At 66.8% G+C, this 16,836-nt stretch carries 14 protein-coding genes; 11 read left to right on the forward strand and 3 right to left on the reverse strand.

The genetic code is table 11. The features are described from left to right. Positions 1–36 precede the first annotated feature (36 nt). The 11 genes from ACODSN_RS09000 (at position 37) to ACODSN_RS09050 (ending at position 13,090) form a co-directional block, all read left to right on the forward strand. The gene (locus tag ACODSN_RS09000; protein ID WP_489054761.1) at positions 37–1,026 is read left to right on the forward strand and encodes a helix-turn-helix domain-containing protein; all 990 of its coding nucleotides are present in this window, start codon (positions 37–39) and stop codon (positions 1,024–1,026) included. An 84-nt stretch (positions 1,027–1,110) separates the two neighbouring features. Next, positions 1,111–2,076, forward strand: a complete 966-nt coding sequence (locus ACODSN_RS09005; RefSeq protein ID WP_489054763.1) for a hypothetical protein — start codon at positions 1,111–1,113, stop codon at positions 2,074–2,076. Continuing rightward, positions 2,073–3,002 (forward strand): tRNA lysidine(34) synthetase TilS, encoded by a 930-nt coding sequence (tilS, locus tag ACODSN_RS09010; protein ID WP_489054764.1) that lies wholly within the window; start codon positions 2,073–2,075, stop codon positions 3,000–3,002. Before ACODSN_RS09005 ends, tilS begins: the two co-directional genes overlap by 4 nt. Positions 3,003–3,137: 135 nt before the next feature. After that, on the forward strand, positions 3,138–3,329 hold the full coding sequence (locus tag ACODSN_RS09015; RefSeq protein WP_489054765.1) for a hypothetical protein: 192 nt from the start codon (positions 3,138–3,140) through the stop codon (positions 3,327–3,329). Between the two features lie 76 nt (positions 3,330–3,405). Next, positions 3,406–5,355 (forward strand): ATP-dependent zinc metalloprotease FtsH, encoded by a 1,950-nt coding sequence (gene ftsH, locus ACODSN_RS09020; protein WP_489054767.1) that lies wholly within the window; start codon positions 3,406–3,408, stop codon positions 5,353–5,355. A gap of 131 nt (positions 5,356–5,486) precedes the next feature. Further along, positions 5,487–7,103 (forward strand): MFS transporter, encoded by a 1,617-nt coding sequence (locus tag ACODSN_RS09025; protein ID WP_489054768.1) that lies wholly within the window; start codon positions 5,487–5,489, stop codon positions 7,101–7,103. Then, complete coding sequence (locus ACODSN_RS09030; protein WP_489054770.1) at positions 7,100–8,269, forward strand: HlyD family secretion protein; 1,170 nt, start codon at positions 7,100–7,102, stop codon at positions 8,267–8,269. The genes ACODSN_RS09025 and ACODSN_RS09030 overlap by 4 nt, the downstream gene beginning before the upstream one ends. Before the next feature lie 8 nt (positions 8,270–8,277). Further along, the gene (locus tag ACODSN_RS09035) at positions 8,278–9,645 is read left to right on the forward strand and encodes an efflux transporter outer membrane subunit (RefSeq protein WP_489054772.1); all 1,368 of its coding nucleotides are present in this window, start codon (positions 8,278–8,280) and stop codon (positions 9,643–9,645) included. A gap of 135 nt (positions 9,646–9,780) precedes the next feature. Then, positions 9,781–11,238 (forward strand): IMP dehydrogenase, encoded by a 1,458-nt coding sequence (guaB, locus tag ACODSN_RS09040; RefSeq protein ID WP_489054774.1) that lies wholly within the window; start codon positions 9,781–9,783, stop codon positions 11,236–11,238. A 39-nt stretch (positions 11,239–11,277) separates the two neighbouring features. Continuing rightward, positions 11,278–12,453 (forward strand): RsmB/NOP family class I SAM-dependent RNA methyltransferase, encoded by a 1,176-nt coding sequence (locus tag ACODSN_RS09045; RefSeq protein ID WP_489054776.1) that lies wholly within the window; start codon positions 11,278–11,280, stop codon positions 12,451–12,453. Positions 12,454–12,571: 118 nt separating this feature from the next. After that, positions 12,572–13,090, forward strand: coding sequence for a tetratricopeptide repeat protein (locus tag ACODSN_RS09050; protein WP_489054777.1), 519 nt, complete (start codon positions 12,572–12,574; stop codon positions 13,088–13,090). Positions 13,091–13,549: 459 nt separating this feature from the next. Here ACODSN_RS09050 and rsmA read toward each other — a convergent pair whose 3' ends face one another. Genes rsmA through ACODSN_RS09065 form a run of 3 tightly spaced genes read right to left on the reverse strand, consistent with a single transcriptional unit; the run spans position 13,550 to position 16,785 of the window. Continuing rightward, on the reverse strand, positions 13,550–14,392 hold the full coding sequence (rsmA, locus tag ACODSN_RS09055) for a 16S rRNA (adenine(1518)-N(6)/adenine(1519)-N(6))-dimethyltransferase RsmA (RefSeq protein WP_489054877.1): 843 nt from the start codon (positions 14,390–14,392) through the stop codon (positions 13,550–13,552). After that, entirely contained in the window at positions 14,382–15,419 is a 1,038-nt protein-coding gene (pdxA, locus tag ACODSN_RS09060; protein WP_489054779.1) for a 4-hydroxythreonine-4-phosphate dehydrogenase PdxA, read from the reverse strand. The genes rsmA and pdxA overlap by 11 nt, the downstream gene beginning before the upstream one ends. Next, positions 15,397–16,785, reverse strand: coding sequence for a peptidylprolyl isomerase (locus ACODSN_RS09065; RefSeq protein ID WP_489054878.1), 1,389 nt, complete (start codon positions 16,783–16,785; stop codon positions 15,397–15,399). Before ACODSN_RS09065 ends, pdxA begins: the two co-directional genes overlap by 23 nt. Positions 16,786–16,836 lie beyond the last annotated feature (51 nt).

Consider the following 16,836-nt stretch of genomic DNA (forward strand, 5'->3'; position numbering starts at 1 on the left):
TGAGACAAGGCCGGCCATATAATGTCGCGGAGCAGCATGGCAGACGAACCCGAAATCCCGACCGGCGTGACACAGGCGCCGGAGCAATCGCCGATGACGCCGGGCGCGAAGCTGCGTGCCGCGCGCGAGGCGAAAGGTCTGTCGCTGCATGACGTCGCGACGCGGACCCGGATCGCGCAGCGTCAGCTGGAGGCGATTGAGCGGGACGATTATGCCGCGCTGCCGGGCATCCCCTATGCGATCGGTTTTGCCCGTGCCTATGCGCGCGCGATCAATCTGGACGAAGTGGCAATCGCGGCCGATGTGCGGCGCGCCGTCAACAGCAGCGATCTGGGCGCGACGCGTTACGAAGCGTTCGAACCGGCCGATCCCGCGCGCGTGCCCTCGCGTACGCTTGCCTGGACGGCGGCGGCCATCGCAATCATCGTGATCGCGGGCTTCGTGCTGTGGCGGACGCAGATGTTGACGCCGCCGACCGGCGAGGAAATCGCGCGTCAGGCCGATCAGCCGACCGCCGCGCCGCGTCCAGCCGCGACCCTGCCGGCGGAGGCGCAGCCGGTGATTTTCACTGCGACCGACGATGTGTGGCTGCGCATCTATGACGAGGCGGGCGAGCGGCTGAAGGACGGCCTGCTCAAAAAGGGGGAGAGCTTCACCCTGCCGGCCAATGCGCGCAATCCGATGATCCTGACCGGACGGCCGCAGGCGGTGGCGATTACTGTCGGCGGCAGGGCGATCCCGCCGCTCGGCCCACCCGACCGGACCGTCGCGGACGTGCCCGTCAACGCAGCGGCGCTGCTGGCCCGCATCGTGCCCGCACCTGCGGCGGCTGCGCAGCCTGTGTCTCCGGTCGCCGCGCCGGTTTCGGCTTCCGGTGGCGGGACGACGACGCGACGTTCCGCTCCGGTGGCGACGTCGCCGTCCGCCGAGGCGCGCTCCGCCGCCGATACGCCGACGCCCGCATCCGCTCCCGCGCCCACATCCACCGCGCCGGTGGCATCGCCGGAGCCTGCGCCAGCCAATTAGGGCGGCGCCGGGCTGCACGTCGCGCTTTACGGCGCGGAATATGGCCCTATGGTTAAGGCGGAGAGCTTCGACACGGGGACAAGCATGCGTTACGCCGTTTTCGCGACATCCGCTTTGGCGCTGGGGGCGCCATCTTTGCTGGCGACAGCATTGCCGGTCATGGCCGCGCCCGCGCTGGCGCAATCCGCGCCGGTCGAGGTGCGGGTCGACCGGCTCGAAAAGGAAATGCGCGCGGTTCAGCGCAAGGTGTTTCCGGCCGGCGCGCCGCTGGAGCCGGAGATCACCCGTCCCGCCGCTCCGGTCTCTTCGGGCAATCCCTCTTCCTCGCCGGTCGCGGACCTGACGGCGCGCGTCGGCGCGCTGGAATCGCAAATGGCGTCGATGACGGGGCAGATCGAGGAAAACAGCTATAAGCTCAAACAGCTCGAAGCGGCGTTCAACAAATATAAGGCGGATACCGAAGGGCGGCTGCTGGCGGCGGATGCGCCCGCGACCCGGCCTTCGGGACCGGCGCCCGCCGCCGATCCGCTGGAATCCGGCCCTGCCGCGACCAAACCGGCGTCGAGCAAGCCCGCCACCGCCAAGCCAGTGGCTGCCGCGCCGGCGAGCGAGGCGCGCAAGGCCGCTGTCGGAGCGATCGAAAAGCCCGAGACGGGCGACGCGGCGATGGACGCCTATTCCTATGGTTATCGCCTGTGGGATGGGAAATTCTACCCCGAGGCGCAGGCGCAGTTGAAGGCCACGGTCGATAAATATGGATCGACGTCGGTCGGCAGCCGCGCGCAGAATCTGCTCGGTCGCGCCTATCTGGACGATGGCAAGCCGGCGCTTGCTTCGGTCGCTTTCTACGAAAATTACCAGAAGCGCCCGCGCGGCGACCGCGCGCCCGACAGCCTCGCCTATCTGGGCGAAGCGCTGATCCAGCTCAAAAAGCCCGCTGATGCCTGCAAGGTCTATGAGGAACTGGAGCAGGTCTACGGTGCAACCATGACCGCCAGCGTGCGCGGCGTCATGGACAAGGGCAAGATCAAGGCCAAATGTAGCGGATGAGGCCCGACGCCGCCGGGCTGCTGGCCGCGACGCAGGCGATCGTCGGCGATAGCAGGCGCGCGCGGTTCGGGATTGCGGTGTCGGGCGGTCCCGACAGTATGGCGTTGCTGGATCTTGCGGCGCGCGCTTTTCCCCGCCGGGTCGCGGCGGCGACGGTCGATCATGGGCTGCGGCCCGAATCGGCGGGCGAGGCGGCGATGGTGGCCGAATGGTGCGCAGCGCACGCCATTCCGCATGCTATTCTCCATCCGGCGACCGGCCTGACCGGCAATGTCCAGAGCTGGGCGCGGACGCAGCGCTATGGCGCGCTGAACGGTTGGCGGCTGGCGGCGGGGATCGATTGGATCATGACCGCGCATCATGCCGACGACCAACTGGAAACGATGCTGATGCGGCTTAACCGGGGTGCGGGGGTCGGGGGGCTTGCGGGCGTGCGCGCGCTGACCGGGCAGGTCATTCGTCCACTGCTGGGATATCGCAAGGCGGACCTGCTGGCCTATGCCCGATCGCGCGCGCTGCCCTTTGTCGAGGACCCGTCCAACGCCGATCCGCGCTTTGACCGGGCGGCGTTGCGAACCGTGCTGGAGCCGGTGGAATGGCTCGATCGCGCGGCGGCGGGGCGCAGCGCGGCGGCGCTGGCGGAGGCGGAGGCCGCGCTGCAATGGGTGGTGAACGATCTCGCCACGCAGCATCTGAGGCAGGATGGCGATGGCTGGCTGCTCGACCGCACCGACCTTCCGCGCGAGCTTTTGCGCCGGCTGCTGCTGCTCATGCTGGCGCGGGCAACACCAGCCTTCGCGCCAAGGGGCGAAGCGATCGACCGTGCGCTGACGCTGGCGGCGGCGGGGAAAAAGTGCAGTCTGGGCGACTGGTTGCTGACGGGCGGGGTGCGCTGGTCCTTGAAGCCCGCTCCGCCGCGCCGTTAGCCAGATAGTTCATCCGGAAATGTTCCGCATATTGTCGCACCCCAGGAACGCCCTGTCGATTTGATGCGGTGCAGCAAGGTGATATAAGCGACTATCTTCTCATCGCGCGGTGTTGCGAGCGGAGATCAGACTGGCATGATGGAATTTGCGGCCCTCACTTACGGCCTTTTGGCGAGCATCGTTCTTTCGGCGGCGCAGCGTAACCGGAAGCTGGCGCGGCCACACCCGCCGCTGCTTTATTATATCGGCCATCTGCTCTGTGGCCTGTCGATCGGATTGGTGATGATCCTCGCCTGGCTGGCGCTGTCCCCGCTGCTGCGGGGCTGACCGTCCCGGCATTGACGATGGCCAGCTTGCGCTTTTGCGCGGCCATCCTATCTTGCAGGACGAAAGAGAGTGGTGAATGAACGACGATAAAGACCCGCAGGGCAACCCCTGGATCAAGAGCGCGATGATTTGGGCGGGGGTGATTATCGCCCTGTTGCTGTTTGTGTCGATGTTCGACAGCCGCTCCGCGTCCACCGCAGGCACGGGCATCGCCTATTCCGAGTTCCGTTCGAAGGTCGCCGAGGGGCAGGTCAAGGATGTCGCCATTGCGCCCGACCGGATTTCCGGCACCTTGTCGGGTGGGCAGAAATTCACCACCATTCCAGTGAATGATCCGGGGCTGACCGGCCTGCTGGACAATTATAACGTCAAATATTCGGGCCAGGCGGAAGAACAGCCGAGCTTCTGGATGATCATGATCTACCAGTCGCTGCCATTCCTGCTGATCCTGGGCATCGCTTTCTTCGTGCTGCGCCAGATGCAGAAGGGCGGCGGCGCGGGCGGGGCGATGGGTTTCGGCAAGTCCAAGGCCAAGTTGCTGACAGAAAAGCACGGTAAGGTGACGTTTCAGGATGTTGCCGGTATTGACGAAGCGCGCGAGGAACTGGAGGAAATCGTCGAGTTCCTGAAGGACCCGACGAAGTTCGCCCGTCTTGGCGGCAAGATTCCCAAGGGCGCGTTGCTGGTCGGATCGCCCGGCACCGGCAAGACTTTGCTGGCCCGCGCCATCGCGGGCGAGGCGGGCGTGCCCTTCTTCACCATTTCCGGCTCCGATTTCGTCGAGATGTTCGTCGGCGTCGGCGCGAGCCGCGTGCGCGACATGTTCGAGCAGGCGAAGAAGAATGCGCCCTGCATCGTGTTTATCGATGAAATCGACGCCGTGGGTCGCCATCGCGGCGCGGGTCTGGGCAATGGCAATGACGAGCGCGAACAGACGCTGAACCAGTTGCTGGTCGAGATGGACGGTTTCGAGGCGAACGAAGGGATCATCATCGTCGCGGCGACCAACCGGCCAGACGTGCTCGACCCCGCGCTGCTGCGGCCGGGCCGCTTCGACCGGCAGGTCGTGGTGCCGCGCCCCGATATCGAGGGTCGCGAAAAGATTCTGGCCGTGCATATGAAGAAGGTGCCGCTGGCGCCGGACGTCGAACCGCGCACGATCGCGCGCGGCACGCCGGGCTTCTCCGGCGCCGATCTCGCCAATCTCGTCAATGAAGCCGCGCTGATGGCGGCGCGGCGCGGCAAGCGGCTGGTCGCGATGGACGAGTTCGAGGCGGCCAAGGACAAGGTGATGATGGGGGCGGAACGCCGTTCCATGGTCATGACCGACGATGAGAAGAAGATGACCGCCTATCATGAGGCCGGCCATGCGATCATCGCGGTGCACGAGCCGGCGTCCGACCCGATCCACAAGGCGACGATCATCCCGCGCGGTCGCGCGCTGGGCATGGTGATGCGCCTGCCGGAGCGGGACAGCTACAGCTATCACCGTGACAAGATGCACGCGAACATGGCCGTCGCCATGGGCGGTCGCGTCGCCGAAGAGCTGATCTTCGGCTATGACAAGGTGTCGTCGGGCGCATCGGGCGACATTCAATATGCGACCAAGCTGGCGCGCGACATGGTCACGCAATGGGGCATGTCGGACAAACTCGGGCCGCTGCAATATGAGGAGCAGCAGGGCGAGACCTTCCTTGGCTATTCCCAGAGCCAGCGCACGCATATGTCCGACGAGACGGCCAAGCTGATCGACAAGGAAATTCGCGGGCTGGTCGAGCAGGGCTATGCCCGCGCGCAGGAACTGCTGAAAGGGCATGAGGACCAGTTGCACCTGCTCGCCAACGCGATGCTCGAATATGAGACGCTGTCGGGCGAGGAGATCCGGACGCTGCTGGACAAGGGCGAGATCACCCGCGACGACGGGACGACGATCAAGCCGTCAGCCCTGCCGGCGGCGGGGTCCTCCATCCCCAAAACGCGCAGGCGGTCGGGTCCCTTTGGCGATCCGACGCCGCTCGGGGCCTGACGGGCAGAATCGATGTTCAAGGGCGGCGCGATGGGCCGCCCTTTTTCATTGGGGCATAGTCGTTTCAAGGCAGGCTAGTGGCAGAGCAACGGTCATCTTCGGACTATCAGTTCCAGCCGCACGAGCGGGCGATGATGCCCGGATCCCCCGCCAACCCCGATCATCCGACCCGCCGCCGGATCGGCTATTTCGCGGTCGGTCTGCTGCTCAGCATGACCGGGGGGTTTCTGAACGGGCTGCTGACCGCCAATCTGCCGCAGATTCAGGGCGCGCTGGGCCTCACCAATGTCCAGGGTGGCTGGCTGACCGCCGCCTATAGCATGACCAACATCTGTATGAGCCTGTTGCTCATCAAATTCCGTCAGCAATTCGGTATCCAGCGCTTTGCCCGCTATATCCTCGCCGGTTTTCTGATCCTCAACCTGTCGCAACTGTTCGTGCACAGCTATGGCACGGAACTGATCGTACGCGCAGGCAGTGGCATCGTGGCGAGCGGATTGTCGACGCTGTCGCTATTCTATTTCATGCAATCGATGCCGCCCGCCGCCCGGCTCGCGGGGATGATCATCGGCGTCGGCATGGGGCAGGTGGCGCTGCCGCTGGCGCGGGTGATCTCGCCGGAATTGCTGATCCATGGCGATGTGCAGAATCTGTTCCTGTTCGAATTGGGCCTGACGCTGCTGTGCCTCGCCTGCGTATCGCTCCTGCGCCTGCCGCCGAGCGAACGGTTCGAGGCGTTCGAGCCGCTCGATTTCCTCACCTTCAGCCTGTTCGCACCCGGCCTCGCGCTGCTGTGCGCCGTGCTGGCGCAGGGGCGCATTCAGTGGTGGTCGACGCCGTGGCTCGGCTATGCGCTGGCGGGCGCGATCCTGCTGATCGGGTTTGCGCTGATCGTCGAGCATAATCGCGCCAACCCGTTGCTCAATACGCGCTGGATCGGCAGTGCGGCGATGATCCGCTTCGCCATCGTCGCGGCGAGCATGCGGGTGCTGCTGGGCGAGCAGAATTTCGGCGCAGCGGGGCTGCTGACGGTGCTGGGCATGGGGCAGGATCAGCTGGTCGGCTTTTATGCGGTGGTCACGGTCGCATCGGCGGCCGGGCTGGCGGCGAGCGTTGCGACCTTCAACCCGATGGACCTCATCAAGCCCGTCATCCTGTCCTGCGCGCTGATCGCCATCGCCGCCTTTCTCGATGCGCACGCGAGCAATCTGACGCGGCCGGCGCAGCTTTATGCGACGCAGGCGATGATCAGCTTCGCCGCCGTCTATTTTCTCGGGCCGACGGTGATGAACGGCATTTTGCGCGCGCTGGTGAAGGGACCGAGCCATCTGGTGAGCTTTTCGGCGGTGTTCGGCATTTCGCAGCAGCTGGGCGGTCTCGCCGGGGCATCGCTGCTCGGCAGCTTTCAGATCATGCGCGAGCGGTTTCATTCGGAAGTCCTGACCCAGGCCATCGTGCCGACCGATCCGCAGGTCGCGACGCGGCTGGCGCAACTGGGTGGCGCCTATGCACGGGCGTTGGGCGATCCGCTGTTGCGGCAGGCCGAGGGCGCTGTGCTGGAAGGGCAGCTAGTAACGCGTGAGGCCAATATCCTGGCGTTCAACGATGTTTTCCTGCTGGTGGGGGCGCTGGCGACGGTCGCATGTGTCTATCTGCTGTGGCGCTGGAGCTATTATAGGTGGAGGGGGATCAACCCGCTCGCCACCGAACTGGCGGCATTGGCCGCGATGAAGAACAGGACCGCATGACCGAGCAACCGCCCCGCGCCCCCGAGCAAGAGCAGCGCCTCGACGACCCGATCGAGACGCCGCCGGAGGCGTCGCATGAACCGCCACCGCAGGCGCAACGCGGATGGGCACCACCGCGCGCCAGCCGGGGCGTGACCGTGCTGACCATTCTGTTCATCGTCGTCGGCATCGGGCTGGTGCTTTACGCATGGGGCCTGCCGCCCTTTTCGAGCGCCGTGCAGACCACCGACAATGCCTATGTGCGCGGCCAGACCACGGTGATCGCGCCGCAGGTTAGCGGTTATGTAACGCAGGTTACGGTGCAGGATTATGAGCAGGTGACGCGCGGCCAGATCCTCGCGCGGGTGGACGATCGCATCTATCGCCAGCGGGTCGAACAGGCACAGGCGCAGATCGCGGCGCAGATCGCCAATCTGGAAAATAGCCAGCAAAGCGAGCGGTCGAGCGAGGCGCAACTGGGCGGGCAGGCGGCCAATGTCGTCAACGCGCAGGCGCAGCTTGCCCGCGCGCAGGCCGATATGCGCCGGGTCGATCAACTGGTCGGCGAGGGATCGGTGTCGATCCGCGAGCGTGACCAGACGCTGGCGGCGCTGCGTGGGGCGCAGGCGGGCGTGTTGCAGGCGCAGGCGCAACGCAGCGTCGCGCAAGAGCAGGTGCGCACCGTGACCGTGGGGCGCGGCGGCCTGCGCGCGGGGGTGGAGGCGGCGCGGGCGGCGCTCAGGCTCGCGCAGATCGACCTTGCCAACACGATCATCCGGGCGCCGCAGGACGGGCGGCTGGGGGAGGTCGGGGTGCGGCTCGGCCAGTATGTGACGGCCGGAACGCAACTAACCTTTCTCGTGCCGCCGCTGGTGTGGGTCGCCGCGAACTTCAAGGAAGCGCAGACCGCGCGGATGGCGCCGGGCCAGCCGGTACGGCTGACCGTCGATGCGCTGGGCCGGGCGGAGATTAGGGGCCGGGTCGAGCGCATGGCTCCGGCGGCGGGCAGCGAATTTTCGATCATCAAGTCCGACAATGCGACCGGCAATTTCGTGAAGGTGCCGCAGCGGATCACGGTGCGGATCGCGGTCGATGCCAGGGACTCGCTTTATGCGCGGCTGCGGCCGGGCATGTCAGTGGAAGCGCGGGTGGACACGACGGGCGGCCCTTCGCCACGGGGACATTGATGCGGGGGATGCTGGCCCTCATGCCGATGCTGGCGCTTGCCGGGTGCATGGCGCCCGCGACGCCGCGACCGGATGCTGCCGCCGTGGCTCCGCCGGTTGGCTGGCGCGGCGATCCGGGCGGGGCGGAGACCGTCGATGCCGCGTGGTGGACCGGATTTCGCGACCCGGTGCTGACCGCGCTGGTCGAGCGCGCGCTGGCCCATAATGTCGACATCGCCATCGCCGTGGCACGGGTGCAGGAGGCGCGGGCGCAGGAGCGTCTTTCGCGAGCGGCGCTGTTACCGACATTGGGTGCTAGCGCGGGTGCGACTCATAGCCGGTCGGTTTCGGCGCTTGGTTTGGCGTCGGAAGGATCGTCGGCCCAGCCGGGGGTTCAGGCGGCCTACGAGGTCGACCTGTTCGGCCGGATCGCGGATCAGGTTTCGGCGGCGCGCAACGCCTGGCTGGCCAGTGCGGCGGCGCGTGACGCGGCGCGGCTGAGCGTCGCGTCGGCGGCGGCGTCGGGCTATATCGCGCTGCTCGGGCTGGATGCGCGGCGCGTCGTGGTGCTGGAAACGATCGCGGCGCGGGCGGAGGCATTGCGGCTGGCGCGGTCGCGGGCGGAGGCAGGCTACACCTCGCAGCTGGAGTTGCGGCAGGCGGAAGCGGAATATCAGGGCGCGGCCTTGATCCTGCCGCAAGTCGATCTGGCGATTGCGCGGCAGGAAAATGCGTTGCGGCTGCTGGCCGGCGATGAACCGGGCGCGGTGGTGCGGGGCGTGGCGCTGGCGGCGCTGGTCCCGCCGCCGCTGCCCGATGCCGGGGTGCCGTCGCAACTGCTGCGCCGCCGCCCGGATATCGCGCAGGCCGAATGGACGCTGGCGGCGAGCGACGCCAGCCTGTCGGCGGCGCGCAAGCAATTTCTTCCGAGCGTCAACCTGTCCGCTTCGGCCGGGGCGGTGTTCAGCAGCGGGCTGCCCGATCCGGTCACGCTCTGGTCGGTGGGCGGCAGCATATTGGCGCCGCTGTTCGAGGGCGGGCGACTGCGTGCCAATGTGGAAGGTGCGGCGGCACGGCGCGATCAGGCGGTGTTCGCCTATCGCAAGGCGGCGCTCACGGCCTTTCGCGAGGTGGAGGATGCGCTGGTGGCGGTCGCCAGCCTGTCGCGTCAGCGCGCCACTGCGGAAGCGCAGCGCGAAGCGATCGCGCAGGCGCTGCGCCATGCGACCAACCGCTATCAGGCGGGCTATAGCGGCTATCTGGAGCAACTCGACGCGCAGCGGGCGCTGCTGTCGGCCGATGTCGCGCTGGTGCAGTTGCGTGCCGACCAGTTGAGCGCGCTCGTTGCGCTGTACCAAGTGCTCGGCGGTGGGTGGGATCAGGCCCCGATACGCTAGGGATTGCGGCCCTTGCCGCCCGGCACAACAAAATGATGATCGGGGACTGGCCGTGGCCGGGGTTAATGATTACATGGGCCGCCACGAATCCCCGGCCGCTGACCCGGCCCATCGCAGCAGAAAGTGGCTCGCACCATGGAAATCCGCCTCGGTCTCACCTTCGACGATGTGCTGTTGCAGCCCGGCGAATCCGATGTGCTGCCGAGCCAGGCCGACACCAGCACCTTTGTGACGCGCGAGATCAAGCTGAACATCCCGATCCTGTCGTCGGCGATGGATACGGTGACGGAAGCGGACATGGCGATCGTGATGGCGCAATTGGGCGGCATCGGCGTGCTGCACCGCAACCTGTCGATCGAGGAGCAGGCGGACGCCGTGCGCGCGGTCAAGCGGTTCGAGAGCGGCATGGTGGTTAACCCCATCACCATCACCCCCAATGCGACGCTCGCCGATGCGCAGATGCTGATGCAGCGGCACAAGATCAGCGGCATTCCGGTCGTCGAGCAATCCGGCAAGCTGGTCGGCATCGTCACCCATCGCGACACACGCTTCGCCGAGCATCCGGGACAGCCGATCAGCGAATTGATGACGCATGAAAATCTCGCCACGGTGAAGGCTGGCGTCGGCGAAGAAGAGGCGCGCCGGTTGCTGCATGCACGTCGGATCGAAAAGCTGCTGGTGGTGGACGACGCCTATCATTGCGTCGGCCTGATCACCGTCAAGGATATCGAAAAGGCCGTCACCTATCCGCAGGCGACCAAGGATGCGACCGGCCGCCTGCGCGTCGCCGCCGCGACCACGGTGGGCGACAAGGGGCTGGAGCGCACCGAAGCGCTGATCGACGCCGAATGCGACCTGATCGTCATCGATACGGCTCATGGCCACAGCAAACAGGTGTCCGCCGCCGTCGAGGCGGTCAAGCGCATGTCGAATCAGGTTCAGGTCGTCGCTGGCAATGTCGCGACCGCCGAAGCGACACGGGCGCTGATCGGCGCGGGCGCGGATTGCGTGAAGGTCGGCATCGGGCCGGGGTCGATCTGCACCACGCGCGTCGTCGCGGGCGTGGGCGTACCGCAATTGACGGCGGTCATGGACGCCGCCGAAGAGGCCGCGAAACATGGCGTGCCGGTGATCGCCGATGGCGGCCTGCGCACCTCGGGCGATCTCGCCAAGGCGCTGGCGGCGGGCGCGGGGTGCGTCATGGTGGGATCGTTACTGGCGGGCACCGCCGAAGCGCCGGGCGAGACGTTCCTGTATCAGGGCCGCGCCTATAAGAGCTATCGCGGCATGGGCAGCGTCGGCGCGATGGCGCGCGGCTCGGCCGACCGTTATTTCCAGGCCGATATCAAGGACCAGATGAAGCTGGTGCCTGAGGGGATCGAGGGGCAGGTGCCGTTCAAGGGACCGGCCAAGGACGTCATCCACCAACTGGTCGGTGGCGTGAAGGCGGCGATGGGCTATACCGGCAGCCGATCGATCAAGGATCTTCAGGAGCGCGCGCGTTTCGTGCAGATCACCAATGCGGGCCTGTCCGAAAGCCATGTGCACGACGTCACCATCACGCGGGAAGCGCCCAATTATCCGACGCGTTAACGTCTTGGTAGGCTGGTCGGTCGAGGGATCGGCCGCGATATGACTCCATCCGCACGCATCCAGGCCGCGATCGACCTACTCGACGCCATCATCGCATCCGCGCGCGACGGCGGTCCCGCCGCCGACACGCTGATCGCCCGCTATTTCAAGACCCGTCGCTATGCCGGATCGCGCGATCGCCGGGCGGTGCGCGATCATGTCTATGACGCGATTCGCCGGGCCGGGGATCGTCCGGAAGGCGGCCGCGCGGCGATGGTCGGGCTGGCGCGCGAGCGGCCGGAGCTTGCGGCGTCGTTCGACGGATCGGCCCATGCTCCCGCGCCCATCGACAGCGAGGAGCCGGGCGCGGCGGCGGGCGCAGTGCCCGCTTGGCTCGCGCCGCTTTTTGCCGCGCCGGTGGAACAGGAAGCCCTGCTGGGCCGCGCGCCCGTCGATCTGCGGGTCAATCGGCTGAAAGCGACATTGGGCGATGCGGCGCTGTTGCTGCCCGATGCGGTCGCGATCGCCGGGGTGCCAGACGCCTTGCGCCTGCCCGAAGGCTCGCCGGTCGAACAGAGCGACGCGTGGAAGCAGGGGCTGGTCGAGGTGCAGGATGCGGGCAGCCAGTTGATCGCGCTCGCCTGTGGCGTCCAGCCGGGCATGACCGTGGTCGACCTGTGCGCCGGGGCGGGGGGAAAGACATTGGCGCTCGCCGCCGCGATGGGCGGCAAGGGCGCGCTGATCGCCGCCGACGCCATCCGCTCGCGGCTCGCGCGCCTGGGACCGCGCGCCGAACGGGCTGGTGCGACCTTCATCGAGACGCTGCTGCTGGATCAGGGGCATGAGGCGGGCGCGCTCAAGAGCCTCGCCGGTCAGGTCGATGTCGTGCTGGTCGACGCGCCCTGTTCGGGCACCGGCACATGGCGGCGCAATCCTGAAGCGCGCTGGCGGTTGACACCGGCGCGGCTCGACCGGCTGGTCGCGGAACAGGCGCGCATCCTGGATTTCGCCGCGCCGTTGCTGGCGTCCGGTGGCGCGCTCGTCTATGCCACTTGCGCATTGACCGAGCAGGAGGGGCGCGATCAGGTGGACGGGTTTTTGACGCGCCATAGTGGATGGGTGGCCGAGCCGCTCGCCCTGCCGCTCGGCCGGGCGCATGGGCCGGGCCTGCTGTTGACGCCGGGGGCCGATGGCACGGATGGTTTCTTCTTTGCCCGCTTGCGGCGGATGTCCTGAAAGGACGGCGGAAGCGGATGCCGGGAAACTGATGATGGACAAGAGCGTGCAAACGCGCGAGACTCAGGGGCCGGACCATCGACCGGCATCAATGCCTGAAACATGGCTGGAGATTTGCATGCGTTTCACCCCCGCCTCGGTCGCTTGTGCGCTCGTCCTGACCACCGTGTCGAGCGCGGGCCTGACGCAGCGTCCCGACGCGCAGATCGCGCCGCTGTCGCTTGAATGGCAAAAAGCCGGTGAAGCCGCGCGGGCTGCGGGCAATCTGAGCGGCGCGAATGACGCGCTCGAAAGCGCGCTCGCGGTCGATCCACGCAACCGCACCGCCTATATCGAGCTGGCGCAGGTAGCGCGGGCGCAAGGCTTGCAGGGCAAGGCGATCCGTCTGTATCGCGAGGCGCTTTTGCTGGACCCTAACGATGTCGCTGCGCTTGTGGGCCAGGGCGAGGCGATGGTCGAGAAGGGCGCGATTGCGAAGGCGAAGGATAATCTGGCGCAGGCGCAGAGCGCGTGCAAGACCGATTGTGCGGTGGTTGGAAAGCTGGCGGCTGCGATTCAGAAGGGGCCGCCCGCCGTTGCATTGACGGTCAAGGATGTGGCCCCAGCCCCCAAGTCCGTGCCGACCGAAACCCCCTGAGCGGGCAATTGCTCTCGTGATTCAGGCTGCGGATTCCTGAATGGCGGTAAGGGTTGGGTTTCTTTGAGGTTTGGCGACCCCCGTTTCCTCTCCTTTATCCTGCATCTGGGCAATGTCGGCCCACCATAGCGGGGCCGCCGGGCGCAGAATGGAAAGGCCGCCCATGCGAGGCAGGGCCAGCCAGCGACCCCCTATCCGCACGAAGCGCCAGCGGGAATCGCAATTGAGCGGAACTTTTTCATAAGCGGGAAGGGCGCTTGCAGCTGTGCCAGAGGGGCATGCGCGCAACTGGGCTGGGACGTTGCGCACGCTGCCGTCGGGAAATTCTACCGCGATTGCCACGTCCACGCTCCATCGATGCTATGTTGTTGCTTTCACAACGTTGCAGCGCCGATTGGGTTCACATAAGCACCGGATACGAAACGATTTTTAATGTTCGGATCCACAGGGCGATGCGCCTCAAGAGCCGCCCCAGCACCGCGCCAACGCGACAAATTCCTCGACGGTGACGGTTTCGGCGCGGCGCTGCGGATCGATGCCGACCTGTTCCAGCGCATCCAGTGCGCCGGGCAGGCCCTTGAGGCTCTGGCGCAGCATCTTGCGACGCTGGCCGAATGCGGCGGCGGTGAGGCGTTCGAGATGTTTGAGCGCAACGCCCTCCGGCGCGGCGATCGGGGTGATGTGGACCACCGCCGACATGACCTTGGGCGGCGGCGTAAAGGCGCTGCGATGCACCTTCATCGCGATCCGCGCCTGTCCGCGCCATTGGGCGAGCACCGCGAGGCGACCATAATGGTCGGAGCCGGCCGTAGCGACGATCCGCTCGGCGACCTCCTGCTGGAACATCAGGGTCAGGCTGGACCACCAGGGCAGCGGCGTCCAGTCGGCCGAAAGCCAATTCACCAGCAAGGCGGTGCCGACATTATAGGGGAGGTTGGCGATGATGTGCGCGCCGTCGCCCGCCTCCGCACGGGCATCCACCGCCATCGCGTCGCCGGAGATGACGCGCAATTGTCCGGGGAAAGCGACTTCCAGCTCGGTCAGCGCGGGCAGGCAACGCCGGTCGCGCTCCACCGCGACGAGTCGTGCGCCCGCGCGCAGGATCGCACGGGTCAGGCCGCCGGGACCGGGACCGACCTCGAACGCGGGCTGATCGCGGATCGGGCCGGGGACGGCGGCGATTCGATCGAGCAATTGTTCGTCGAGCAGGAAATTCTGGCCGAGCGCCTTGCTCGCCTGAAGCCCGTGCGCGGCAATCACCTCACGCAGCGGCGGCAGCGCGGGGCGAGTCTCAGCCGCCATGAGCGAGGCGCGCGCGGGCTGCATCGGCGGCCATGCGGATGGCGGCGATCATCGCTCCGGGATTGGCGCTGTCCGTGCCCGCGATGCCAAAGGCGGTGCCATGATCGGGCGAGGTGCGGATGATCGGCAGGCCGAGCGTGATGTTGACGCCATCGTCGAAATGCAGCGTCTTGAGCGGGATCAATGCCTGGTCATGATACATGCACAGTGCCGCGTCGTAGGTTTCACGAGCGCGGCTGTGGAACAGGCCATCGGCGGCGAGAGGGCCGACGATGTCGAGGCCCTCGTCGCGCAGGGACTCCACCGCCGGGCGGATGATCTCGATCTCCTCACGCCCCAGCGCGCCACCTTCGCCCGCATGGGGATTGAGACCGGCGACGACCAGACGGGGACGGGCAATGCCGAAATTGCGTTGCAGCCCCTTGGCCGTGGTGAGCGCCCGCGCGCGGATGAGGTCGATCGTCAGAACCGACGGCACGTCGGCGAGCGGGATGTGGATTGTGACCGGCACCACTTTGAGCGATGGCCCGGCGAGCATCATCACCGCATTCTGGGGCGACACGCCGCATCGTTCGGCGACGAACTCAGTCTGGCCGGGATGGGTGAAGCCGACGCCGTAGAGCTGCTCCTTGCCGACCGGCGCGGTGACGATCCCGGCGGCCGATCCAGAGCGGGCAAGGCCGACTGCGACTTCGAGCGCCTGAAACGCCGCGCGCGCGCCGTCCGTGCCGGGCGAACCGGGAATGATCTCCCCGGCATCGGCGACATGCAGGCAGGGGAGAGCGGTGTCGAACGCCGCCACGGCCTCCTGCGGAGCGGAAATCTGCACGACCGGGCCAAGCCAGACGGCGCGCAGGGACGCGATATCGCCCACCGCGAAGAAGGGCGGCAGGCCGCGCGCCTGGCGCATGACCCAGGATTTGGCGACGATCTCCGGCCCTATGCCCGCCGGATCGCCCAGCGGGATCGCGAAGGGCGCCAGAGCCGTCGGGGCAGGGGCCGCGTCAGTTATAGTCGATGACCGCATCGCGCCGCAGATCGCGCAGATAGATGCGAGCGCGCTTGTTAACCCGCTCTTCTTCCATTTGCGCCATGATCTGTTCGTAATTGGGTGCGGCGGCAGACCCGCCCTCGTCGCGACCGCAGACTACCAGGACGCGCACGCCCTCCTTGATCGACCCGAAGGGCGGCGTGGTCTGCCCGACCTGAAGGTTCAGCAGGATGTCCTGCAATTGCGGCGGCAGATCGCGGATTTTCACATTGTCATTATCGACAACGTCCGCACCCATCTTCGCGCCCATTTCATTGGCCTGGCCGCAGCCCTTGATCTCCTTGACCGCTGTCGCGAAGCTCGCCGCCTTCTGGCCGGCTTCCTGCTCGGTCGTGCCCGCCGGGAAATTGACCGCAAGCTGCTTGAGGCTGAGCAGGGCGTCGCGCGGATCGGAGGTCAGCACCTTGCGCTTGTCCATGACATAGAGGATCGACACGCCGCCCGGCACGTTGATGGGACCCGCGATCTGGCCGACCTGCATCTCGGCGGCGGCGCGCGCCAGTTCGTCGGGCAATTGCGCCGGGCGCACCCAGCCGAGGTCCCCGCCGACCGCAGCGGTCGAGGCTTCCGAAAACTGGCGGGCATAGGCGGCGAAGCTGCCGCCCTGCTTGATCTGGTCGATGATATTGTGCGCGTTGGCGCCGATCTGCTGCTGGTTTTCCGGCGTCGCCGACAGATAGATTTCGCCGATGCGATATTCGTCGCTGCCCTTGGCCTGGTTGAGGCGATCGACCACCGACTTCACTTCATCTTCGCTGACATTGACGAAGGGCTGGATATTGCGGCGGAGCAGCCGGCTCCACGCCAGTTCGCCTTCGATCTGGCGCTTGATGCTGGCGGGCGCGCTGCCCTGCTTGCGCAGAAAATCCTCGAACTGCGCAGGCGACTGGCGGAAATTGGCCGCAACCCGCTCATAGCTCTGGTTTATCTCGTCCGCGCCGATCCGGATGTCGTTGGCGGCGGCTTCCTGAATCTGGAGCGTTTCGTCGATCAGGTTGCGCAGGACCTGCACACGCAGCCTGTCCTTTTCCTCCGCCGCGACCTTGCCACCATTGGCGGCTATGATGAGCGCCAGCCGTTGATCGACATCGGTGCCGGTGATGATGCGGCCGTTGACGATCGCGGTCGCCTTGCGGATATTGGGATCGGTCTTGCCGAACACCGTCAAATCCTTGGGCAGCGCAAGCTGTTGTGTCGCCACGCTGTCGCCATCGTCCGGCACCGATTGCGCGATGGCGCCATTCATGCCGGTGGCCAGCAGGGCGGCGCATAGCGACAGCAGGCGCGCGCTCCGGCGGACGGAGGAGCCAGGGCGACGCAGGCAGGGAACGGCAGGCTTCATCTTCGACAAAACTCTCATATCTGGTCCGGTGCTGATGCTCCGGGCCGCCTG

This window comes from Sphingobium sp. FG11 (assembly GCF_057809915.1).

Excerpts from the sequence above, each read along its gene's own strand:
- pdxA (WP_489054779.1), bottom strand. The coding sequence starts at position 15,419 with ATGCGGTCATCGACTATAACTGACGCGGCCCCTGCCCCGACGGCTCTG.
- ACODSN_RS09000 (WP_489054761.1), top strand. The coding sequence starts at position 37 with ATGGCAGACGAACCCGAAATCCCGACCGGCGTGACACAGGCGCCGGAG.
- ACODSN_RS09050 (WP_489054777.1), top strand. The coding sequence starts at position 12,572 with ATGCGTTTCACCCCCGCCTCGGTCGCTTGTGCGCTCGTCCTGACCACC.
- ACODSN_RS09030 (WP_489054770.1), top strand. The coding sequence starts at position 7,100 with ATGACCGAGCAACCGCCCCGCGCCCCCGAGCAAGAGCAGCGCCTCGAC.
- guaB (WP_489054774.1), top strand. The coding sequence starts at position 9,781 with ATGGAAATCCGCCTCGGTCTCACCTTCGACGATGTGCTGTTGCAGCCC.
- ACODSN_RS09035 (WP_489054772.1), top strand. The coding sequence starts at position 8,278 with ATGCTGGCCCTCATGCCGATGCTGGCGCTTGCCGGGTGCATGGCGCCC.
- ACODSN_RS09015 (WP_489054765.1), top strand. The coding sequence starts at position 3,138 with ATGATGGAATTTGCGGCCCTCACTTACGGCCTTTTGGCGAGCATCGTT.
- ftsH (WP_489054767.1), top strand. The coding sequence starts at position 3,406 with ATGAACGACGATAAAGACCCGCAGGGCAACCCCTGGATCAAGAGCGCG.
- rsmA (WP_489054877.1), bottom strand. The coding sequence starts at position 14,392 with ATGGCGGCTGAGACTCGCCCCGCGCTGCCGCCGCTGCGTGAGGTGATT.
- tilS (WP_489054764.1), top strand. The coding sequence starts at position 2,073 with ATGAGGCCCGACGCCGCCGGGCTGCTGGCCGCGACGCAGGCGATCGTC.
- ACODSN_RS09005 (WP_489054763.1), top strand. The coding sequence starts at position 1,111 with ATGCGTTACGCCGTTTTCGCGACATCCGCTTTGGCGCTGGGGGCGCCA.
- ACODSN_RS09065 (WP_489054878.1), bottom strand. The coding sequence starts at position 16,785 with ATGAAGCCTGCCGTTCCCTGCCTGCGTCGCCCTGGCTCCTCCGTCCGC.
- ACODSN_RS09045 (WP_489054776.1), top strand. The coding sequence starts at position 11,278 with ATGACTCCATCCGCACGCATCCAGGCCGCGATCGACCTACTCGACGCC.
- ACODSN_RS09025 (WP_489054768.1), top strand. The coding sequence starts at position 5,487 with ATGATGCCCGGATCCCCCGCCAACCCCGATCATCCGACCCGCCGCCGG.